At 31.0% G+C, this 24,081-nt stretch carries 18 protein-coding genes and 1 pseudogene; 11 read left to right on the top strand and 8 right to left on the bottom strand.

The genetic code is table 11. From position 1 onward, the window contains the following. Nucleotides 1–1,494: a spore germination protein gene (locus tag ACLBXA_RS17105; protein ID WP_000055704.1), complete on the bottom strand. Its 1,494-nt coding sequence runs from the start codon at nt 1,492–1,494 to the stop codon at nt 1–3. An 820-nt stretch (nt 1,495–2,314) separates the two neighbouring features. Then, nucleotides 2,315–3,358, bottom strand: a complete 1,044-nt coding sequence (locus ACLBXA_RS17110; protein WP_001204206.1) for a Fic family protein — start codon at nt 3,356–3,358, stop codon at nt 2,315–2,317. A 1,289-nt stretch (nt 3,359–4,647) separates the two neighbouring features. Here ACLBXA_RS17110 and ACLBXA_RS17115 point away from each other — a divergent pair. After that, a complete protein-coding gene (locus ACLBXA_RS17115) occupies nt 4,648–6,024 on the top strand; it encodes a lytic polysaccharide monooxygenase (protein ID WP_000769023.1) in 1,377 nt (458 codons plus the stop codon). A gap of 272 nt (nt 6,025–6,296) precedes the next feature. Here the strand turns inward: ACLBXA_RS17115 and ACLBXA_RS17120 are convergent, their stop codons facing one another. The 3 genes from ACLBXA_RS17120 to ACLBXA_RS17130 all read right to left on the bottom strand — a co-directional run bounded on the left by ACLBXA_RS17120 (nt 6,297) and on the right by ACLBXA_RS17130 (nt 10,728). Beyond that, nucleotides 6,297–7,712, bottom strand: a complete 1,416-nt coding sequence (locus ACLBXA_RS17120; RefSeq protein ID WP_001033595.1) for a phosphatidylinositol-specific phospholipase C — start codon at nt 7,710–7,712, stop codon at nt 6,297–6,299. Between the two features lie 414 nt (nt 7,713–8,126). After that, the gene (locus ACLBXA_RS17125; protein ID WP_000782791.1) at nt 8,127–8,696 is read right to left on the bottom strand and encodes a hypothetical protein; all 570 of its coding nucleotides are present in this window, start codon (nt 8,694–8,696) and stop codon (nt 8,127–8,129) included. A 745-nt stretch (nt 8,697–9,441) separates the two neighbouring features. Further along, complete coding sequence (locus ACLBXA_RS17130; protein WP_001183018.1) at nt 9,442–10,728, bottom strand: glycosyltransferase family 2 protein; 1,287 nt, start codon at nt 10,726–10,728, stop codon at nt 9,442–9,444. A 283-nt stretch (nt 10,729–11,011) separates the two neighbouring features. Between ACLBXA_RS17130 and ACLBXA_RS17135 the strand changes: the two genes are divergently transcribed. The 10 genes and pseudogenes from ACLBXA_RS17135 to ACLBXA_RS17180 form a co-directional block, all read left to right on the top strand. Further along, nucleotides 11,012–11,779 (top strand): glycosyltransferase family 2 protein, encoded by a 768-nt coding sequence (locus ACLBXA_RS17135; protein WP_001124407.1) that lies wholly within the window; start codon nt 11,012–11,014, stop codon nt 11,777–11,779. A gap of 4 nt (nt 11,780–11,783) precedes the next feature. Beyond that, nucleotides 11,784–13,187: a CDP-glycerol glycerophosphotransferase family protein gene (locus tag ACLBXA_RS17140; RefSeq protein WP_001280558.1), complete on the top strand. Its 1,404-nt coding sequence runs from the start codon at nt 11,784–11,786 to the stop codon at nt 13,185–13,187. A 213-nt stretch (nt 13,188–13,400) separates the two neighbouring features. Continuing rightward, nucleotides 13,401–14,426, top strand: coding sequence for an SDR family NAD(P)-dependent oxidoreductase (locus tag ACLBXA_RS17145; protein ID WP_000465153.1), 1,026 nt, complete (start codon nt 13,401–13,403; stop codon nt 14,424–14,426). After that, on the top strand, nt 14,423–15,385 hold the full coding sequence (locus ACLBXA_RS17150; protein WP_000699375.1) for a dTDP-glucose 4,6-dehydratase: 963 nt from the start codon (nt 14,423–14,425) through the stop codon (nt 15,383–15,385). Before ACLBXA_RS17145 ends, ACLBXA_RS17150 begins: the two co-directional genes overlap by 4 nt. After that, the gene (gene pseC, locus ACLBXA_RS17155) at nt 15,385–16,590 is read left to right on the top strand and encodes a UDP-4-amino-4,6-dideoxy-N-acetyl-beta-L-altrosamine transaminase (protein ID WP_000251478.1); all 1,206 of its coding nucleotides are present in this window, start codon (nt 15,385–15,387) and stop codon (nt 16,588–16,590) included. The genes ACLBXA_RS17150 and pseC overlap by 1 nt, the downstream gene beginning before the upstream one ends. After that, complete coding sequence (locus ACLBXA_RS17160) at nt 16,591–17,586, top strand: cytidylyltransferase domain-containing protein (protein ID WP_043311326.1); 996 nt, start codon at nt 16,591–16,593, stop codon at nt 17,584–17,586. 39 nt (nt 17,587–17,625) lie between these two features. After that, a complete protein-coding gene (gene pseG, locus ACLBXA_RS17165) occupies nt 17,626–18,726 on the top strand; it encodes a UDP-2,4-diacetamido-2,4,6-trideoxy-beta-L-altropyranose hydrolase (RefSeq protein ID WP_000890380.1) in 1,101 nt (366 codons plus the stop codon). 1 nt (nt 18,727) lies between these two features. Beyond that, nucleotides 18,728–19,288 (top strand): UDP-4-amino-4,6-dideoxy-N-acetyl-beta-L-altrosamine N-acetyltransferase, encoded by a 561-nt coding sequence (pseH, locus tag ACLBXA_RS17170; protein ID WP_098578176.1) that lies wholly within the window; start codon nt 18,728–18,730, stop codon nt 19,286–19,288. After that, nucleotides 19,281–20,330 carry a pseudaminic acid synthase gene (gene pseI / locus ACLBXA_RS17175; protein ID WP_000073382.1) on the top strand — a complete coding sequence of 350 codons (1,050 nt, stop codon included), beginning with the start codon at nt 19,281–19,283 and terminating at the stop codon, nt 20,328–20,330. Before pseH ends, pseI begins: the two co-directional genes overlap by 8 nt. Before the next feature lie 710 nt (nt 20,331–21,040). Continuing rightward, nucleotides 21,041–22,099, top strand: a pseudogene (locus tag ACLBXA_RS17180) (FtsW/RodA/SpoVE family cell cycle protein); the annotation flags it as partial. Between the two features lie 73 nt (nt 22,100–22,172). On the opposite strand, the gene ACLBXA_RS17185 reads toward ACLBXA_RS17180, so the two are convergent. The 3 genes from ACLBXA_RS17185 to ACLBXA_RS17195 form a co-directional block, all read right to left on the bottom strand. After that, on the bottom strand, nt 22,173–23,150 hold the full coding sequence (locus ACLBXA_RS17185) for a CgeB family protein (RefSeq protein WP_000772272.1): 978 nt from the start codon (nt 23,148–23,150) through the stop codon (nt 22,173–22,175). A 31-nt stretch (nt 23,151–23,181) separates the two neighbouring features. Beyond that, nucleotides 23,182–23,427, bottom strand: a complete 246-nt coding sequence (locus ACLBXA_RS17190; protein ID WP_000477970.1) for a hypothetical protein — start codon at nt 23,425–23,427, stop codon at nt 23,182–23,184. A 224-nt stretch (nt 23,428–23,651) separates the two neighbouring features. Continuing rightward, nucleotides 23,652–23,885 carry a hypothetical protein gene (locus tag ACLBXA_RS17195; protein WP_000752669.1) on the bottom strand — a complete coding sequence of 78 codons (234 nt, stop codon included), beginning with the start codon at nt 23,883–23,885 and terminating at the stop codon, nt 23,652–23,654. Between the last annotated feature and the right edge of the window lie 196 nt (nt 23,886–24,081).

Raw genomic sequence — 24,081 nt, forward strand, 5'->3', positions numbered from 1 at the left:
TTAACCACCTTCTTTTTTCTTTCTTTGTTTCGGCTGTCCTGTACTCGAGCGGGTGGTAATCATCGAAATAGGAAATCTTACAAAAGAATCTTTTAACTCTTGGAGACGAAATGGTGCGATTGGCATTCCATATGGTGAACCATAGGAAGTTAGTGAAACAAAATGAGCAAATAAAAGCATTAATCCACTAACAATACCTACAATCCCATAAAAGTAAGCCAATAACATCATTGGAAAACGGATAAGGCGTATAGAACTTGATAAATCATAATTAGAAACAATAAATGAAGCAATGGCTGTAATAGATACGATAATAACCATAACGTTACTAACAAGACCAGCTTGAACAGCCGCCTGTCCAATTACAATCCCTCCAACGATTCCAATAGTTTGTCCAATTGGTTGTGGTAAGCGAATGCCAGCTTCACGTAGCATTTCTAGTGTAATTTCCATTATAAAAGCTTCCAATAAGGGGGAGAAAGGGACTTTGACTCTTGATGTTGCAATAGAAGTGTATAAGTCTATAGGAATAATTTCAAAGTGAAAAGAGACTATAGCAATATAAAATGCGGGTAAAAAAATAGCTATAATAAATCCTGCAAATCGTAATAAGCGAAAAAATGATGCGATGAGCCAATGAATATTATAGTCATCTGGGGTTTGAAAAAATCCAATCAAATTCATAGGAACAACCATTGCACCAGGTGATCTATCCATTAACACTGCTACTTTCCCATCAAGTATATGATTTGAAATGGCGTCTGGGCGTTCGCTTAAATAAGCCTGTGGAAAAGGAGTCCAATTTTGATCTTTTGTATAATTAGATAGCTCTCCAATACTTAATACCGCATCTGTTTTGATTTTACAGATTCTAGTTTCTATTTCTTGGACTACATCTGCGTTTGCTACATCACCTAAGTAAATTAAATAGACTATAGAAGTGGCTCGTTCTCCAATCGTCAGCTTTTTGATTTTTAACTCTGTAGAAGGAATATATCGACGAATAAGACCTATATTTTTTGTGGCATTTTCAATAAATCCATCATGGGATCCTTTAATAGTAACTTCTGAAATTGGCTCTTGAATCGCCCTTTCTGCCCAGCCTTTTGTGTTTATTAGAAGTGACCGCTTTTCTCCCTCCATAAACAGTACACATTGCCCCTCAAGTAACCCTTCTTTAATTTCATTCCATGTATATACTATTTTGGTATGAGTAGCAATAATATTAGAATTAAATATTTGACTGTCTTCATTTACTTCTTGTAATAATGGTGTAACAACATTGGTTTTTAATGCAACACCATCTGTAAGGCCTTCAAAATAATATAGTAAAATATTCGTGTTTGTTTTTAATTGCAAAGGATGTTCAATTAAATCTGCACTAATATCAAAGATATTATCTAGTGTATTTTTAAGTTGTTTTAAGTTACTTGTTTGAATCTTTTCAATGGTTTTATCTGTCTTAGTTTCTAAGGTCTCTTCATTTAAGGACAAAATTGACACCTCTTTAATATATAACGATTAGTTGTATTTATTATTTTTATATGATTGAATTTTATTCACTAATTTAAACTAATTGGAGATAAGAATTAATAAATTTGATGTGCTATATTATTAATTCAATAATTGAGAGCAAAAAGCAGATGTAATTTGTGTGGAAATTTAAGTATTAAGATAGAATTGAAATTTGAATGATTATAATAAAAAGAACCCTTGATAGGTTCTTTTTTAGTTGGTAAATATGTTGTCAACAATAGATGGCGATAAAGGTAGTAATTTAGATGTCTTTATGTTAATCAGCTAAATTTTGTAGGAAGAATTCATTTTTCATTTATTTGGGTGTTCTAGTGTATTTGAATTTTGCGCACTAACAAATTTTGTTTAGGGACAAAATGCATTTTCTTAATTATCAGAAAAAAATAGCGCGACAAAATTCCTATTAATTATTTTGGTAGGTATCAAATATTTCTTTGGCCTTATTTTCTTGATATTACCGTACGTTTATATGTTTCTAAGGGAAAGAAATACTTTCATGTTACCATCTATTGTTTGATTAAGATGGTAACATGAAAGTGAAACGTTTACAACCAGAAAATAAAGAAAAAATATTAAAATGCGACTTTTTTCGACAATTATTCTATGTTTATATTTAATTTTATTATAGGAAAAGGCGGAGGGAAGCGGACCTTTTCCTATAAACTGTTTTGTTGGAATTAGAAATAACTAAAAAAGTAATAATAGCTTAAAATTAAAATGAAATTCAATGATAAAGTTATTATTGAATTTTTGAACCTCAGGTGTCTTGAAAGTATGGTCAAATTTTAATCCACTTTGCATTTCTTCCTTTTGTAACTAGCTTAATATGGCCAAACAGTTGCAAGGAATTTAAAGCCTTACTGATTGTACTCTCTGCAATGTCTGGATAAGTGTTACGAATACTTTCTTTAGTAAAGGGTTGTTTTTGTTTAAGTATAAAATCCTGAATTCTCTCAACTTTAGTATGTTTACATATAGAATCTAGAACTGTGTTATGAAGATCTTTGTAAGCCTCTAATATAATGGTTAAAAACGTTTTTAACCAAAAGCTATTATTATGTTCCTCGCAGTACCAATTCACCGAAGATTTATAAATCGAATTGTAATAATCAGATTCATGTTTCTTAATATATTTATCCAAACATACATATTTTACAAATGTATGTCCACTCTTAATTAACAGCAATTGCATTAACATAAATGCCAACCTGTTATTACCTTGATTGAAAGGGACTATGCAATAAAAATTTAATATAAAACGAGCTATTAATAAAAGTGAATGAAGCCCCTTACTAGTATTTAATGAGTTGTATTGATCACATAATTGCTCCATAAACTGTGGAATAAGTTCATGTGGAAGAATGCGGTAACTATTCAAGTGCATTCCATGTTCTGGAATTCCTGGAATAATAAAAGGTTTTTCACGCCATTTGGCACTGTCAGAGGTAATGTAATGTATTAGTTGAAAATGTAATTCCTGTATAGTTGCTGGATTGATTAATAAAGTACAGGAGTTTTTATGTACAAAAGAAAGTGTTTGATAATAGCAAAAAATAGCATCTTCCGAAATATTTTGAGGTACGATATCATCTAAAATAAGTTCTTTTAATCTTTTATTAGGAACTTTTATATCCTCGTAAATAGTTGTGAAATTTTTTATGTAATGTAGTGGTATAGTTTTTTCTAAGCTATTAAATATGTCCTTGTTTTGTTCCTGATAAGCAGCTAATTTTCCTTTGAATTCGCTAATTTCACTTATTAAATTTATTAACCTCCTTTTCAATTCAATATTTTTATACTTATCATCAAAAAAGTCTCTCATTTTTGTTCCCCCTGTAACCCCTTAACACGTTGTTGCATATATCTTTCCATTCTAAAGGTATTCCACGACATCATTGTAAAATAACGACATTTTCGTTCTGATTTTAAATATATATCAGAATCTATATTTTTATTTAACAATTAAAACATGGAGATTATAAAGAAGAATCGTTAGGATTCAATTTTAATAGGCATAATCCTAACATCAAATGTACAAATGTACAATAAAAAAATAAAAAATATAAAACTATCGACTCTTTTGAAAGATTATTTAAAAGGGTTTTAAGAAATTGTAGGTATAGAGTGCTTTAGTTTAGCAGTAAATATTGAAGTGGTAATAAAGTTTTCATAGGTAATCATAAAGTAGATAAACTATTAATTTGTGACAATTATGTGTCTAATCTATTATATACTTTTATGAGAATTCTAAAATTAAATCCTAAAGAGCTGAATTTTCTATATTTATCATAAAGATCAGAAGAGGTGTGTTGATGAAATGTATCATTTTATATAAAAATATGTAACGTTTAATACTCGTATTGTAAAATATTTTGACATACGTTAATTTAAATATTAGGTACAGGAACATTTAATAAAAACTCAGTACTAAAATACCCTTTAAACGTTTCACCCTAAAATCGTTCTCAAGCACACTGAAGTTCATCCTTTGTTTCTGTGCCTTATTAGCTAAAAATAACATAATAAATTGTTAAAATGTGATAATTAAAAATGGGATTTTAAATCTTTTCTCTTTTCTTAAACGTTAACAATCTCTTGATAATTTGTTTAAAGTAAGGAAATACAGGATAGAAAATAGCTATTAATAAAGAAAATACAGTTAAGCTAGATACCTTAAGCTATTTTATGAGTAATTAAGCGTTAGTTTGAATTAGTAGGGGTATTATATGTGTTTTAACCTCAAGTGTATATGTTTAAGGTTAAAGGATTTGTGAGTGGTATAAAAGCAAAAAAGTCTGGAAGAAACGGATATAATCGGTTTCTTCCAGACTTTTTTGCTTTTTGTAATATAAAAAATTTATTTTTCCTATATGAGGAATTTTTTTGTTTTAATATTTGAATTTTTTGTGAAATTAAACGGAGTTTTTATTCTTCTTTTAATACATAATGTTACAAAATTGCGTAATTGTATTTACTTTATTTTTATAGGAGATTAAAAATAATAATAAATGCACCAATTTATGAGAGATATTAATATATTAATTGATGATTTGTTCGTTTATCCTTATATTGCTATTATATTAGCGAAAGCAATATATTGGGGGGACAAAAATGAAATTGAAATTAACATCTAAATTGGAAAGATTAAGAACAAGTAAAAAGGGGATTGGTGCTTGTGTTTTGGCTGCAGGCATGACGGCAATCACAATGGCTCCTCAAAGTGCGTATGCACATGGGTTTGTTGAAAAGCCGAGTAGTCGTGCTGCTTTATGTAGTCAGAATTATGGGGTATTAAATTTAAATTGTGGAAATGTAATGTACGAACCTCAAAGTCTAGAAGCACCTAAAGGATTTCCAGATAGTGGACCGATTGATGGGAAAATCGCTTCGGCAGGAGGGTTGTTTGGAGGTATTCTTGACCAACAAACATCAAATCGTTGGTTCAAAAACACAATTAAAGGTGGAGTAAATACATTTACATGGAAATATACAGCAGCACATTCTACAAGTAAATGGCATTATTACATTACAAAAAAGGGATGGGATCCTAACAAACCATTAACACGTGCTGAATTAGAACCAATCGGAACTGTGAAACATGACGGTTCGGCTGCATCAAATAATTTAACACATACAATTAATGTACCAACTGATCGTAATGGTTATCATGTTATTTTAGCTGTATGGGATGTAGCAGATACGTCAAATGCTTTTTATAATGTAGTTGATGTAAATTTAGTAAATAATGAAACTCCTGATACAGTAGCTCCAAGTCAACCAACTGAATTAAATGCCTCTAAAGTTTCTGCCAATAGTGTTGAAATAACATGGAAGGCTTCCACTGATAATATAGGTGTAAAAGAATATCAAGTGTTACGTAATGGAGAAGTAATTGATACGGTACCAGGTACAACTTTTATTGATAAAAAATTAAAAGCAGATACGGAATATACTTATACAATAAAGGCATTAGACTCTGCTGGAAACATATCAAAAGAAAGTGAAAAACTGAAGGTTAAGACAACACATACAATCCCCGATATAGAGGCTCCAACTCAACCAAAAGGATTACATAGTATGGGTACAACATCGACAACTGTTGATTTAATGTGGAGTCCGTCAGAAGATAATGTAGGTGTTGACCATTATATTGTATATAGAGAAAGCGCTGGGGTTATGAATAAAATTGGAACAGCGGCTAATACATCCTTTATGGATAAAGATTTGAAGGCTAATACATCGTATAATTATGTAGTGACGGCGGTTGATTTAGCTGGAAATGAATCTAGTAGAAGTGATGTTTTGAATGTAACAACAAAGTCAGAGAATTCCGCATATGAAAAATGGGATGCAAGAAAAGCATATACTAAAGGTGATAGAGTAGTACATGAGGGGAAAGTGTACGAAGCGGTTCAAAATCATCAAGGAAATGGCGACTCAAATTGGATTTTTGCTTTATCGCTTTGGAAGCCAGTTTTGAATAAATGATAAGCTGAAAAAGATAGTTTACAATTTTGGATTGCTCTTTAAAAATTAAGGGCTGTTCCAAATATAATTATCTAATGGATTAAATGATATGTTAATAAAGTGAAACTGTAATCAGTGGAGGTTTTGTTCATCCCCGACTGATTATCAGCCCTCACCAATCGGGCTTTTACGGGCGCCCGTTAACGCGGGATAAAATTTAATCGCTATCCTAATGTTTACGAAATGAAATTAAAAAAAGAATCCCAATGGAATTCCATTGGGATTCTTTTTTTCTAATTTGTAATAGCGTAAATTTTCACTGTGAATTTGCTAGTGGCACCAATTGGACTTGCAATATAATATTTAGTATTTGTGTAAGCTTCAGTCTTAGATTCATGTGAAATATTCTTCCAACGAGTGGAATCTATTCCCAGGGAAACATCAATCATTACATTGAAAGAAATAGTAGAAGGATAATCTTTTTCTGAAGGCTCAATAACCCATTTTAATTCTTTTGTACCTACAGGTAAACTATCAATTTTAAAGTTTTGGCTGGATCGATTTTGTTGCCCTGATAAAGGACTAGATTCAGATGCTATTTGCGAAATTAATATTTCTTTTTCATTTGAATGTATACCATTTAATTTAATGATACTATCAATTAAACCTGGACCAGGAAAATCAGCTGCGATGATACCAGAATGTTTAATTGCGCCTTGTTGTAAGAGTTCGGTCCCAAGTATATTCATCCCCCCATAGTATACTTGTCCGTTTCTATCGCGAGGGAAATCACTCCACGCATTAGTGGAATTCGTTTGAATCAATTTAGGACTACTGTCAGTATTTCTGCCTTCTTTTCCGCTTGCAACAAACCAAGGATATACATTATTTAAAAATGCGGCTGCGCCCCCCGTACCACTAAAATGGTTGAGGTGAATTTTTCCATTATTAAAGTTAGTATTTGTATTTTGTAGATGGTTTTTTATCGCAATCCATTTTGTGTATATTTCGTTTGGTCCGCTTCCAATTTCAAATTTATCTTGTATATTCAAACCTTCGTAATCAATCCCGTACAATTGAGTGGATGTAAAGTTTTGTAAGATTACAATTTTCCCGCGGGTATCTCCTAAAGTAGGATTATTTCTATCTGAAGTTTGTACGGAATTAGGATCCCAAAAATATGAAGCATTAACGTTTTTGTATTTTAAAAATATCTCCTCAAATGATAGAGATCCATTTTCAGGAGTAGTTTCTTCTTTTAAGCGCATTAATATTGTTTCTGTTGGATGAGCTTTTAAAAATTGAATGGTCTCTTTCAATACATCTTCAAACACAGCTTTTTGATTTACAACACCATGATACATTGCAAAAGAATCTTTTACACGTTTAACACGCATATCTACATATCGAATTCCGGAATTTAATTGTTGGGATAAACTCATAGTTTGATTTCTTGTCAAATTTTCATCAATAAAACTTGCTCCATGTAAAGCCATTGTACCGTGAGTCCCTGGAATAGATATTTCACTTATTTTTGTTGAATCTTCTATTTTCGCCATCCACGATGGATTTTGATACCCTATATTGGATTCATAGGAGTAACCTGGATGACTATTAGCTAAAATAGTAGATGGTGTACTTAAACTTGCTAGTGTAATACAAGTAAGGATACTAATTTTAAAGAAATTTCTCATTTTTATTTTGTTCATTTTTTCTCTCCTGACCTTTAAACAATTGTTAGATGATTTTTTACTATATTTATTGTTTTTCATTCTTAAGATAATAAATTTTTGTATTTGAAAATAATTAACAATAGGGGGAGTAAGTTATTTGAGACTTTAATAATTTGTTATTATAAATTGTCTCTAATAGCCAAATGGATTATTGAAAAATCGAAGTATAGCCTCCCAAAAAAACAACTGTTTATTGCATTGAATACAAACAAAACAGAAGTCCTAAAAAAGACTTCTATTTTGTGACATATAATGAATAATAAGGTGGTAAACAAATCAAGATAATGTGATTGAGTGGTAAAAATTTATTAATAGCTGTTTTAGAATCTCTTATAACAAGGCTGATTACAAAAAGCGGATCTCTACACTGCTAATAAAAATTGAAAAATTCTACTCATTAAAACTTAGACTAACTACAGTTGCAATTGATTGGGCTGCATGTTCCCAGCTTCCATCTATAACTTTACCAATTTGCTGACCAAGTGTATTTAAATCATTTGGATTAACTGGAATTCCATTATACGCAGCAAGAATTGATAAAAGTGGAGCGGCAAATGGTGTCCAACCACCTCTATCAATATTAAATACAGGTTTATCTAGTACCTTTCCATCTTGTACTGTAAACTCATAATAAAATTGATCATCTGGACGAAAACTTAAATGATGAGAAATTTGCCCCTTAACATATTTTTTTCCTGCACCTAGGTTTACTACTTCTATTTCTTTTACATTAAATTCATGTTCAAATACTTTAATTTTTTTGACTTCTGGACCATTTAAGGCAGCTTGAACGGCTGTTTCCAAATTATTTTGTGCCAAAGGTTGAATACTCGATTGTGCCTCTTTGTGTTGAATAGGAGCCTCTTTTTCTGCAGCAAACACCGAGGTAGTAGGTAGTGCACCTGTAGCTAACGTAGCGGCAAGTGCTGTTGTCATAATGATTTTTCTTTTCATCTTCATAGTTTTTCTTCCTCTCTTAAAGTTATGATATATAATCTTTTAAAGACTGACACGGTGCAATTTTTTTCATAATGCACGTAAAAAATTAGTTTAAGAATTATGTGAAATCTTGTCAGAAAATTAAAGTTAATTATATATGTATTTAAGATGATATCTATCTACACATATTTTTTCAATTTTTAGATAAATGAAATAGTAATGACTTCTTAAGAATTAATTTAGCACCTTGTTTATCTAGAAAAGTCCTATAAACACATTTAATTCATAGTAAAAGTAATATATTTGATATTAAATGTCTTGCATAATGCGATAAAAGTTCACAATTTTTTTATCATTATATACAGAAAAAGGTAACGAAACTTAAGCGATATGTAATACTTGTCATAGTTGTGAATTATGTAAATCTATTTAGTGTAACAGCTAAGATGTTAGATCTTGTTTTTCTTAAAAACATTACTTATTCGGATTCATGAAAAGGATTTTAATGGATTAGTTTGATTTGATATAAAAAGAGGACGCATTTTTATTTGCGTCCTCTTTTTATGATAATTTATTTTACAAGTTAAGAAGAATCTTTGATCATCTAAATAAATTCTATCACCCTATTAGGAGATGCTAGTAGAACAATATGGACTTTTATTTAGTTCATTTTCTAACAGTTCGTTTAATTCAATACTATAGGCAAGCATAGTACTTAGTTCAGAACCTTCTTCTATTGTTTTATTGATAATACTCTTTCTTGGTACTATTCTAAGTATTTTTCAGCTAGGTAAGAGGGGTATGTTGAAATAGGAGGGCCCATCTTAAAGTAGGATAAATTGGTCTTTGAAATCGGTATACAGTTCTTTAATAAATATAGTTTTTGCAATATATCTTTATCTATGGGATGAAGCATATAATCTGTCATGATGAAATAATTGTGATGGTAGATAAATACTTTTCCTTCTGGTAAAACCGCGTGACGAGATAAATTTGGATAAATAGGTGGTCCATCTGAAAATTGATTTAAACTACGTTGTGAAACTTTAATAATTTCTTGAACTGAAAATTTAAATTTGCGAAATGCAATGGTGTCAATAAATGGACGTTTTTGATTATTTTCTATATAAAATAACTCTCCTTTTTCACTTTGCACAACCCGTAGATTTGGAATTGACTCTGTAAGGGTTATGGGGGGCCCTTCTGTATATTTGTAGATAAATGGATCGGGAATTAAGACAATTTCATTTTGATTATATTTGAAGTAAGAAAGCATATCTTTCGAAATAAGCCTGCGTTTAAAGTTATCAATTAAAAATACTTTACCTTGTGAATTACTAAATAAAATACCATTTAAATCTTTTGAAGGGAGGTTAGCATATAGGTTTTGGAAAGAGAATGGTGTTTTAAAAGTAATATCGAGCACTTTGTTAATGGGATAAAAAGGTTGAAATGTATTTAGGCGTTTCCAAAACATTGCATCTCCAGCAAACCAATATAAAGGATTTGTATCCCAATATCCACAGTACTTTTCATAGACTTTTAATAATATTCTTCTAGTATGCATAATTGAACAATGATCTACAACATTAGCAGCTGTATATAAAATTTCCGAAGCTTCTCTCACAAATTCATTTGTAGGTTGTAGGTTATAATCAACATATTTTACGTATTGGGAAGAGTAGACTACATCAATTTCAGGATGTTTTTCTAAGAAAGACAACATTTCAGCTAATCTGTTTGGAAGGTATATAGTATCATCTGTTAAATAGCAAATATAATCCCCACAAGTTAATGGTAGTGCCTCATTGATAAGTGTTGCATATCTTGTAGTTTTATATCGTTCATCATCTTGTATAAAACTATTCGTATAAGTAATTCGAGGATCCTCTAGATAATTTTTTATGACATTTATAGTTTCTGGACAGGAGTTATCATCCATAATAAAAAGTTCCCATTCTTTATAAGTTTGCATTAGAACACTTTCAATAACTTGATTAATTAATGATGGCTTATTATAACTAGTAAGGATAATTGATATTTGGGGTTGCAAAGTCTTCACCTCTATTGAGAATATTGAATGTGTTTTTCTAGTGAAATCTAATAATTAAAGCTTTATCGACACTTTCTTTTTTATACTTAAATAATTTATGACTTTTTCATAGATATGGTATGGACTATAGTGGAGAAAAAAGAGACATGGGTGAATATAAATACTGCTATTAATTTTTTATAGATAAAGAAACCTTTTTTAAAATTATCGGAACGGTTTGTCCTTTCTATTTATATAATAACGTAACTGTTTTTGTATTTATTGATAAGGAGGAGAGAGAGATTTGCCTAAAATTTCAGTTATAATGACAAGTTACAATAAGCCTGCGTTTGTTGAAAAATCTATATTAAGTGTATTAAACCAAACCTTTCAAGATTTCGAGCTTTTTATAATGGATGATGATTCAGATGAAATGACCCAGAAGGTGATTCAACCATTCATAAATAATGAAAATGTACATTTTTATAAAAGTAATGTAGCTCATATTTCTGAAAGGACAAAAAAAGTAAGATATGCCGCTTTAATTAATGAGGCACTTAAGCATGCTAAAGGAGAATATATAACTTATATTACAGATGATAATCAATATGAAGAAGAACGTCTTAAAAAGATGTCTAGTTATCTTGATGAGAATAAAGATGTTCAAATTATTTATTCTGCATCAAAAACGATTCATATAGATGAAACAGAGATGCCTATTAAAACGGTTGAGAGACCTGCAAAAAAAATTACGAATAATGCTCCATGTACAATTGATCATTGTTCTATTATGCATAGAGCATCTGTTTTACCAATTCTTGAAAAAAGGTGGAATTCTTATTGGGATGAAGATCCTCAGTTTTACCGGATAGGAGATGCACGCTTCTTTTGGAGATTAAATCACTATTGGGATTTTTATCCCTTAGATGAAATTTTAGATATCAATTATATTACTCCCCATTCAATACATGCGCAGTTATTTGCAGAAGAAAAAAATGAATTTGTGCAATTATTACCACCACAAAGAACATGCAAAGAATTAAGGGAAGACTTAAGAAGAAAAAGAGGGTGAAAAATTGAGTGACATTTATTTGAAAAATTACTGGCTATTAAATTTAGAGTATATAAATATTTTTTCAAGGTTAAAGCATTATAATATTCCTTTACCATTACTGAGTAATTTTTATCAATATTTAGATGAAGATATAAAAAATAAAATGAAAGATAATAATTTTTACAAGCAATTGTCAATTGAGCCAATAGCAGAAACACAGTTACAGTTAGAGTTTGAAAAAATAATGTCTGTATTTCAATCAAAAATAAAAAGAAAAAACCAAAATGGAGCAATCCTCCTAAATTCAGATTATCTCCGTTTTTCAGTAAGTAACTTTACTCACTTTAATCCAAATCAAACAAAGATATTAACTAGATCAAAAAAGACCGAACTCTATGGTCTTCCTACAGTTTGTGCACCAGATTATATAAATAAATCTGCTAATACCGCACATGTTTTTATAGAAAAAGCTAAAGAAATCTTTTTAAAGTTTAATAAGCACCCACTATTTTCAAACCTCTTTTTTCAAAAAAAATTACTAAGCGACCTTCCTATCATGATTGAGAAACTTAATATGGCTCATTTTATTTTTAAAGAACAAGATATTTCTGGTGTGATTGTCGGTACTACGGAAGATATAACAAGTAGAGCTCTTACTTTTCTTTCTAGTAGTGAGGGTATACCGAGTTATTGTCTGCAGCATGGTGCAGTAATGGGGGAAGAAGCATACTTTCCGGTTTTCGCAACAAAACAGGTCGTATATGGGAAATATGAAGAAGATTGGTACCTTCAAAAAGGGGTCAGTGAATCTCAAATCGAAATACTAGGGCACCCCAGATATGATGAGATCTTTGATAGAGTATATATGGATAAAAAGAATCTTTTTAATAAATTAAAAATAGACCCCTCTACAAAAGTGGTTTTTATTGCAACCCAGCCATTTAAAACTTCATTTTATACTGAATTGACAGAAAAGTTAGTGGAAGACAAAAATATTACGGTTATTATAAAACCACATCCTTGGGAAAAAGGGCGTAATTTAGTGGGAGAATATATTAAGTTAAGTAACTTATATCCTAATGTTAAATATATAACAAATGAAATAAACATATATGATGTTATTTTACATGCAAATCTTGTGGTTATCTCAAATTCAACAGTGGGATTAGAGGCAATGTTATTAGATATACCTGTAGTTGTTTATAAATCTTTATTAGAGGAAAGGGATTATAAATATTACGATACATTAGATTGGCTTGTAAATCATTCTATGGAGGATATGACTAGCACGATTAAAAAGGTTCTAAATAATCCTTTACAATCAAATTTAGCAAAAGAATTAAGAAGAAAATTTATTAATGAAAACTATCCGCAAGAAGCATGCACAAAAAGATTAATAAATTTAATTCAAATTGAAAAAGATTAAAATCGTCACCATTTATAAATATTTGAAGTAAAAGATTATATCCTCAGTTTTCAATGATTAATATGTATTTTAAACTTGCAATAGAAACGTATGTTTCTATATCCGGCAAACTAGTTTATCTCTCAACAAATGGATTGCCTATGGAATTACAAACAAGTTGAAGAGAGTTTTTTTGCTAAAATTATTTTTTAATATGAGGAGGTATATATTTTCATGTTTTTTAAAGATAAAAATGTTTTAATTATTGGTGGAACAGGAACAATTGGAAAAAGCATTCTTTCTAATGTTCTACAGGAAAAGCCAAAAGTGGTAAGAGTTTTTAGTAGAAGTGAATACAATCAATTTTTATTACAAGAAGAATTTAGGGATAAAAATCGAAATATTCGTTATTTAATTGGGGATATTCGTAATTATGATCGAGTATTTAGTGCGATGGAAAATATTGATTATGTATTTCATGTGGCCGCGATGAAGCATGTTTCGTTTTGTGAATATAATCCGTTTGAAGCAGTTTTGACCAATATTTTTGGAACACAAAATGTAATAAAAGCGGCAATTGCTCAGAAAGTAAAAAAGGTAGTTTTTACAAGTTCTGATAAAGCGATTTCACCAACAAATAATTACGGTGCAACAAAATTGACTGCTGAAAGATTGATTACGTCAGCGGAATATTCAAAAGGTTCAAGTGAAACGACATTTACAAGTGTTCGCTTCGGAAATGTGATGGGATCAAGAGGCTCTGTCATTCCTTTATTTGAAAATCAAATTAAAGAAAACCAAAAAATAACTGTAACGGATCTTAGTATGAGTAGATTTATGATGACACTGAACCAAGCAACTATGTTAACAATTGAAGCAATGAAAATAGCAAAGGGTGGTGAAACTTTTATATTAAAAATGCCAGTTATTTTATTAAAAGATTTAAGTGAAGTGATGATAGAAGAAGTTACAAAGTTATATGGGTTGCCCAAGGAGAATATAAAAATTGAAGAAATTGGGTTAAAACCTGGTGAAAAAATGTATGAAGAACTTATGACGCATGATGAATCTTTACAGGCTTTTGAATTACCAGATATGTTTATCATTCCTAGCCCCTTAAAAAAGGGAACTCAATATGAAAATGCAAAAAGGGCGAAGGTTGGGTTTTACCGTTCTGATCATCAAAATGCGATTTCAAAAGAAGAGCTTAGAAATTTAATATTAAACCAGCAACTATTAACAGGAGGGGAGAAACTATGAAAATATTAGTAACTGGTGGTGCAGGTTTTATTGGTAGGTGGGTTGTAAAGAGATTATTGCAGGATAAGCATGAAGTATGGATATTAGACAACTTAGCAAATTCAACTACTGCAAATATCACCGAGTTTGCACACGATCTAAATTTAAAGCAATGCATTCAAGGAGATATTAAAGATAAAAAATTAGTTGCTGAATTATTTAAAAATAATTCATTTGATCTTTGTTATCATTTAGCAGCGAGTATCAATGTTCAAGATAGTATAGATGATGCTAGATCAACTTTTGAAAATGATACAATAGGTACTTTTAATTTGTTAGAACAATGTCTTAAGTATGACGTCAAAATGGTCTTTATGAGTACTTGTATGGTATATGATAAAGCTACTAATATACAAGGAATATCAGAATTAGACCCGATTAAACCAGCTTCTCCATATGCTGGATCAAAAATTGCTGCTGAAAACATGGTTTTATCTTACTATTATGCTTATAAGCTACCTGTAGTGGTTATTCGTCCATTTAATACGTATGGTCCATTCCAGAAAACAGGTGGGGAAGGTGGGGTTGTTGCCATTTTTATAAATAATAAATTAGATAATGTACCATTGAATATATATGGGGATGGAAAACAAACGAGAGACCTTTTATACGTTGAAGATTGTGCAGATTTTGTTGTGGCAGCAGGATACTCTGTAAAAGCAAATGGTCATATTATCAACGCTGGAACAGGACAAGATATATCCATTAATAAATTAGCAGAATTGATTTCGGGAAATAAAGTAAGTATTCAACATGTAACTCATATCCATCCGCAAAGTGAAATCCAAAAATTATTATGTAACTATGAAAAAGCAAAAACAATATTAAACTGGGAACCGAAAGTTTCTTTAGAAGATGGAGTTATTAAAACAGAAGAGTGGATTAAATCTTTAAAAATTAACCCTAAGGAGAAAGAGTAATGGTAAGGGGGATTCTCGGTATTCATGGAGGAAAGCCTGTTAGAAAAACTTATTTACCATATGGTCAGCAACAAATTGATGAATATGACATTCAGGCTGTTGTAGACGTATTAAAAGGGGATTTTTTAACAACAGGACCTATGGTTCAACAATTTGAGGAGGCTATAGCGAAATATGTGGGAGCAAAATACGCTGTTTCCTTTTCAAATGGTACAGCTGCATTGCATGCTGCCTGCTATGCAGCTGGCATAACTGAGGGAGATGAAGTAATTACAACTCCAATGACATTTGTAGCAAGTGCAAATTGTATCTTATACCAGGGTGCAAAGCCGGTATTCGCCGATATTGACAATGAAACATATAACATTAGTCCTAAATCTATAGAGGAAAAGATTACAAACAAAACAAAAGCCATTATTCCCGTACACTTTACTGGACAGCCTGTAGAGTTAGAAGCAATACAAAAAATAGCAAAAAAAAATAATTTGATTATCATTGAAGATGCAGCCCACGCATTAGGAGCCACTTATAAAAATAAAAAGATTGGTTCAATTGGTGATATGACAATGTTTAGCTTTCATCCGGTGAAACATATTACTACCGGAGAGGGCGGAGTAATTACCACAAATAATCCTCTTTTTTATGAAAAACTTGTTCAATTCCGTACACATGGAATTGAAAGGAACCCCAAAAAACTTCTTGAAAATCATGGACCTTGGTATTATGAAATGCAATTCTTAGGTTACAACTATAGAATTACGGATATACAAGCTGCTCTTGGTTTATCACAGTTAAGTAAATTAGACTCTTTTATTAAGATTCGAAAGAAATATGTAGACATCTATAGTAAAGAATTTAGTTGTTTATCTGAAATCATCATACCAAAGCAATTGCCTCAAACCAGTTCGAGCTGGCACCTTTATATTATTCGTTTAAATACTAAGTTATTAAAATGTAATCGAAAAGAATTTTACGAAGCGTTACAAAGAGAAAATATCGGTGTGAATGTGCACTATATACCCGTACATTTGCAACCGTTTTATCAAAAATTAGGTTATGAAAAAGGTATTTGTCCGCAAGCAGAAAACGTATATGAGGAAATTATTACGCTGCCTCTATTTCCTAAAATGACAGAAGCTGATGTGTGGGATGTAATACAAGCTGTGAGAAAAGTTCTTTTGTTTTATAGTGTTGCTAAAAATTAAATGAAAGGGGGGTTAATAAAATTGCAAAATCAGAAATTGTTAAGAGCAGTTACAAAAGTTGACATTAAAAAAGGAGAGATTATTACAGCTAATAAAGTAACAATGGAGTTAAATGTTGTAGAAAATGCGCTGAACAAGCTTGAAGCAGAGGAATTATTACCTCAGGTAGCTGTATATAATTTGTCTGCAGGTACCCCATTAACAAAAGAGGTTATTGAACCTCCTAAGGTAGTAATAATTGTACTTTGCCGCTTAAAATCTACTAGGTTACCTTTAAAAGCCATATTGCCAATACACGGAGTTTCTTCCATTGAACGATGTCTTATAAATACATTAGCTATTCCAGGAAAACATCAGGTCATACTTGCTACTTCAGATATTGCACAAGATGACCCTTTGGAAAAATTTAATTTAGATGGAAAGGTTAAGATTTTTAGAGGTGATCCAGAAAATACCGCTGATCGCATGTTCCAAGCTGCAAAACAAGAAAATGCAAACATTGTCATGCGGATTACAGGAGATTGCCCAGCTGTGTCACCAGAAATTAATAATTTTTTACTAGATGAACATTTGAAAAGTGGTGCAGATTATACACAGGCAGAGTTAAGTACGTTACCTGTCGGAACAGCAGGCGATATTTTTACATTAGAGGCAATTGAACGACTACTACAAACCCCAAAACCTTTAACCTATGCAGAATACCTTCCATTTTATTTTATTAATAATCCACATTTATTTCGTATCAATATAGTGAAACTTCCTCAACCATTTTGTTACCCTACTTGGAGGTTAACATTAGATGAACAACCGGATTTAGATATGTTCAATGAACTTTATAAAGGTCTGAATGTAAAATCTAAACCTTTATTTTTTCATCAAATAAAAGATTACATCCTTCGAAACCCTGAACTTATTGAAATTAATAGTCATGTAAAATTGAAATGGGCAAATCAACAATCATTAGTAGATGAGTTAAATAGAGAAACGATATTATAAATTAATAAATTGTAGTGCTTTTAGTGAGGAGGGAGTATCTTGCTTGAGAAAAAAATTGCCTTTCGCGCCGACGCATCTATTGAAATAGGTACCGGTCATATTATGCGTTGTTTAACACTGGCCCACGAGTTACGGAATAAAGGTGCTCAAGTATATTTCATTTGTCGTAAGCTAGAAGGTGATTTACATCAATATATTTTAAATAAGGGATTTTGTGTGTTTGTATTAGATGGAGATGGTGAAAATACAAATTTCTTAAGTTCAGAACACGGGAGTTATTTAAATTGGCTCAAATATCATTGGTTTGTTGATGCACAGCAGACCAATGATATTTTGTCGCAACTTCCCAAGTGTGATTGGTTAATCGTTGATCATTATGGATTAGATAATAGGTGGGAGTCTGCTTTAAGAAAAACTGTAAGGAAAATCATGGTAATCGATGATCTTGCAAATCGAATGCACGACTGTGATTTGTTACTAGACCAAAATTTATACGATAACCCTAATGATCGCTATAAAGATTTAATACCAGAGCACTCATTAGTAAAATTGGGGCCTAAATATGCTATATTACGGCCAGAGTTTCATGCTGCTAAGAAATTTTCACGAAAAAGAACAGGAGAAATTGAGAGGATTTTTATTTTTTTTGGTGGGCATGATGTAACAAATGAAACATTAAAAACATTAAGAGCCTTACAAAATATAAATCAAGATAACTTAAAAATAGATGTTGTGGTAGGAAGCCAAAATCCGCATAAAGAGGAGATTCAAACTTATTGTAAGAGTGTTTCTAACGCTTCATATTATTGTCAAATAGAAAATATGGAAGAGCTTCTCGTACGAGCGGATTTAGGGATAGGAGCTGGAGGAACAACCACATGGGAACGCTGCTTTCTTGGATTACCTTCTATTACAATTACAACTGCACAAAATCAAATTGAAGTAACCAAGGCTGTAGCAAAGGTTGGAGCTACATGGAATATTGGTACAGCTGAAAGTGTTTCGGATAAAGCAATTATGGAATGTCTAAACAAACTTTTATCAAATTCTAAAATAGTGAAAGAAATGTCTAATAAAGCTCTTTCTATACAGTGTGCCAGTAATTCAAATGAAATAGCAAAAAATATTTTAGGAGGATAGTATGTTAGATATTGAGGATTTTCAATTGGAAAGGTTAGAAAAGAAAGATTTAGAACTTATTTTAAATTGGCGGAATGCAAAAGAAATACGTTCAGTTATGTATGAAGATCATCAAATAACAATAGACGAACATTTAAAGTGGTATGAACAACTCATAATGGATGAAACAAAGGTTGCAAGAATATTAATATATAAAGAAAAACCAATTGGATTTGTTAATTTTACAAAAATAGATGAAATGAATCGAACTTGTTATTGGGGATTTTATATAGGTGAAAAACAAAGTGTAAGACGTGCCGGAACTGTATTAGGTTTATTAGCATTAAATTTTATTTTTGAAATTAAAGACATACACAAAGTATATGCAGAAATAATAGAATCAAACTGTATTAGTTTAAATTTTCATCAGAAACTTGGTTTCCAAGAAGATGGAAGATATGAAGATTATATTTATAGGGACAATGATTATATAGATGTCATTACAATGACCTTGTCCCGTGAACAATGGGAGGAAAGAAAAGAAGCTATAAAAATAGAACTTGAAGGTGAAAAAAATGAGTAATGTATATATCGGAGGTAGAGAGATTGGCAATAGTTTGCCACCATTTATTATTGCAGAAATGTCAGGAAATCATAATCAATCATTAGATAGAGCGTTGAAAATTGTAGAGGCAGCTGCGGAGGCCGGGGCACAAGGATTTAAAATTCAAACATATACACCAGATACAATGACTTTAAATATAGAAAATGGTGATTTTTCAATTCACGATACGAAAAGTTTATGGAAAGGCAAATCACTTTATCATTTATACAAAGAAGCATATACACCATGGGAGTGGCATAAACCAATTTTTGATCGCTGTATAGAGTTAGGGATGATACCATTTAGTACGCCTTTTGATGAAACAGCTGTAGACTTTCTAGAGACATTAAATGTTTCATGTTATAAAATTGCATCTTTTGAAAATACTGATATCCCCCTCATACGTAAAGTAGCCGCAACAGGAAAACCAATAATTATTTCGACAGGTATGGCTTCAATTGCCGAACTAGATGAAACAGTAAGGGCTGCGAGAGAAGAAGGGTGTAAAGAACTAATTCTATTAAAATGTACGAGTACGTATCCTGCGTCTCCAAAATCTACAAATATAGTTACCATACCTCATATGAAAGAGTTATTTAAATGTCAGGTGGGTTTATCTGATCATACACTGGGTGTAGGAGTATCTGTAGCGAGTGTTGCCTTTGGGGCCACAGTAATTGAGAAACATTTAACGCTCTCGAGGTTGGATGGAGGAGTTGACGCTAAATTTTCAATGGAACCAGCTGAATTTAAATTATTAGTAAGCGAAACTGAAAAAGCATGGGAATCTTTGGGGAATGTATATTATGGACCGACTGATATAGAAAAAGATTCTTTAAAATTTAGAAGATCATTATATGTAGTAGAAAACATAAAAGCGGGAGAATTCTTTACAAATAAAAATGTTAAAGCTATTAGACCAGGGAATGGCTTATTACCAAAACACATATCCAAAATTATTGGGAAAAAAGCGAATAAGGATATCGAAAAAGGGACGCCTGTTTCATGGGATTTAATTTGATATCGAGGAAATGAGAGTGTTTATAGAAAGATTTATAACAAAAATACTATTTAAGTAGAGAATAAATTTTAAAGGCCCTGTTTAAAAACAGGGCCTTTAAAAAGGGCATAATATTTAACAACTGAAGGTACCTTCATATTACCATTATTGGAATATCGATACCATATGTTAGGTGTTGAGAAATAAAAAGTTCATTCGGTACAACAAAGTGGCCAGCGAAGCTAGCTAAACACTTGTTGCACAAAAGAAAATTAGGCCCTGAAAGTAATAGATATGTAACCTAAAGTTACATTTATAGTGTTAACAAGCTTGCATATATTATACGAAAAGGTATCTAGTAAAAAATTTATTTTGTAGAAATAAAAAAGAAATTGTCACCGGATCACCTTTTGATAAAACAGCGTACTTTCAAACATAATATATTCAAATCCTTATGATATATGTAAATAAAAGAGCAGCTAGTGAAAGCTAGCTGCTTAATAAAGAAAAGAGAAGAACTACAGGGACGTTTAAATGAGTTCTGGCTTTCGCCTATCTTTAGTATTGACGGAATGTTTAGTTTTATGCTGAAAAACTTAAGAAGAGCATCTATAAAAAGACCTCTTTAAGGAAGAAATGAGATATTGAAAAGTGAATTAGGTTTTTAAAATTCAAGAAAATATATGACTATTTCATTATAATGTGACGATGAAACATAAAATAGTAGTTAACAAACTGGCCAGTATGGAAGCACAAACTTTGCATTTCAGCAAGGTAGGACCTATTTAATTGGTTTTGTACTGTTAATATTAGTTGCAAGTATTGAGTGGGATCAATGGCAAAATTTATCTTGTCCAATGTATATTATTGGATTTGCATCAATTGTTATATTAAAAATACTACCAGAATCAACATTTACTCCCGTTAAATTGGGAGCAAAAAGATGGTTTCAATTTCCTGTTATTGTTCAAATTCAACCATCGGAGTTTTTCAAAATTGCACTAATTATATTTGTCGCAAATTTAGTAATGAATCATAACGCTAAATATATGATTCGGACATATAAAACTGATTTCCTGTTGGTTGGAAAAATTATGTTAGTCTCAATTCCTCCTATTGCTCTGGTATATAGCCAGCCAGATACAGGGATGGTGTTCTTATACGCAGCATCTATTGTATTTATTCATATCAGGGATTCAAAAGAAATTAATTGCATTTTGTACATTCATTCCGGTAACTCTACTATCTACATTAATATTTACATACGTAAGATATCCAGATTTTTTCTTTAAAGAATTAGTTACTAGGTTAAAACCTCACCAACAATCACGCATTATAGGTTGGCTGAATCCAGCTGAAAATACAGATCAAGGGTATCAAACGCAACAATCTCTTTTAGCTGTTGGAAGTGGCGAATTACATGGAAAAGGATTTGGTCAAGGAAGTGTATATATTCCTGAAAAGCATACTGATTTTATTTTTGCTACCATCGCTGAAGAAGGTGGATTTATAATAGCGGCTCTCGTTGTATTGGTCTTGTTACTTCTTATATATCGAGTAACTATAATTGCATATTCAGCAGAGAATCTGTTTGGTACATTACTATGTGCGGGGCAATTAGTGTTCTAACACTTCGAATCTTCGAAAATATTGGTATAATGCCAGTAAAAGGAATCGCACTTCCTTTTTTATCATATGGAGGAAGTTCACTGTTTTCAAATATGATAATGATCGGGCTTATCTTATCGGTGCATAAAAATTATAAAAAATACATGTTTCAAGTGAAATAAAAGTTAAGAATATGTTATAGATTAATTTGAAGAAATCCCCTTGTGCATCTATATGCACAAGGGGATTTCTATTTTAATAAAGCTGTGACTGTAAAATAGTTGTTATAAAGTGGATTCTCTTATGAAAAGTATGCTGTGTTATCACTTTTGTATGAATTTTTTCAACCATTAATCTTTTTGAAATCGTGTCATCCAAATAAAGAGATACTTTATTTAAACAGTCTTCAAAGCTGTTATAGGATATAATTTCATCTTTATTGAAGAACGATAAAAGATCAGACTTTTCTTCAATAATTTGAAAGCCTTGGCAAGCGGCAATATCAAACGTACGATTATTAATAGTATTATTTTTTACTTTATTTTTATTTTTATTTTGTGGAAATAGATGACTACGATGAGGATTTAAAATAAGACTAGCGTTGTTATAATAGAGCGCAACTTCTTGAGGTGGAATCCATTCTTCTATAATTTTAATTCTTCGGTGATTTTTCCATTTTTTTAATAACTTATTTCTCCAATGTCGGCCAATAATAGTATAGTGATAGGGGGTATTTTCTAAAAGGAAATGTATTAATTTTACTCGGTTTGGATAAGGATAGCCAATGAATAATACTTCACTTTTATATTTTATATTTTTTAGACTAGGTTTAAATACGTCTATATTAGTTGCTAATGGTAAGTGATATACATTGGTATATCCTAAAGCTGTGTAATATTTAAGTGCTTCGCTATCAATAGTAAATATAAAATCAAAGTTATTTAATAGAAGAAGAGAAGTATCTATATAAAATGGATCCTCAGTTAACCAGACAGCTAATTTAATGTTCCATTTTTTAAAATATTGAATTGCTTTTTGTGGTAGATGATTACCTAATAAGGTGAATACAATATCGGGATGAAAAGTTGTTGTAATGAAATCCAATTGTTGTATTAATTCACTCGGTTGTATCGCTAACCATTCGAAATTTTGATCTATAAGTGTTCCTTGTATGCTTTGATCTAGATATTGATAAATTTTTGAGTAACCAGAAGTAATGTATAAGAGTTTCATATTTCAACCCCTGCTTTAGGTTTAAAATATATTATGAGATAAACGTAACACTTTCTATTTCTTTACAACTAATTTTAGTAATACTTGTAGTAGGAGGAGTAACTGAATTTTCCTCTTCTAATGTGACGATACAAGTATTAGGGTTAAAATTTGTAAAAATAGCAGGTCCAATAATATTCCCAGATTTACCAGTCACAGTAACGACTTCGCCTGGCTGTAAATTTTTAAAAATACTACATACTCCACCTGAACAACCAAATAAATTGCATAAGAACAAATTTATTCCTCCTTTAAACAATATACTATATCATATGAAGTTTTGTAGAACGATGTGTAGACAAGTAACCTTTAGAAGAGAAAAAATTTAAATTAAAGCAATTTATTGAAATAATAGGTCAATAGAATGTTACATCTCAGGGGATACTGATTAGATTTTTCATGAAAAAAGACATTCATTAGAATGTCTTAAATATGGATTAAGCTAGAAAAATATGAATCATTTTAAAGAGTGGTTAAAGTAACACTTTCTATATCTTCACAACTTATGAATGTAGTATTGGTAGATGAAGGGGTTATCACATCTTCTTCTTCCAATACTACTGCACATATATTCGGAAAGAACAGTGAAAAAGTAGCAGGTCCAATAATTTGACCTGATCTAGTAGTAATTGTAACAACTGTTCCCGTTGGCCACGAAGAGAATAGAAAACAAGCTAAACCTGTACAATCTGCCATAATAAATCCTCCTAACTTTAAATTTTAATTGAAGTAATAAAGTCCAAACATTTTATAGTGTATGTGGGAGTAACATGAAGTGCTTGGACTAATAGAAATCACTTTCTGGTTTTATCTCTTTATGATCAATGAGATAACTATTAAATCCTACAATACAAAGGTTTAATAAATACAATATGGTCAGAAGGTTTAATGA

The sequence above is a fragment of the Bacillus sp. D48C genome, from assembly GCF_053345735.1.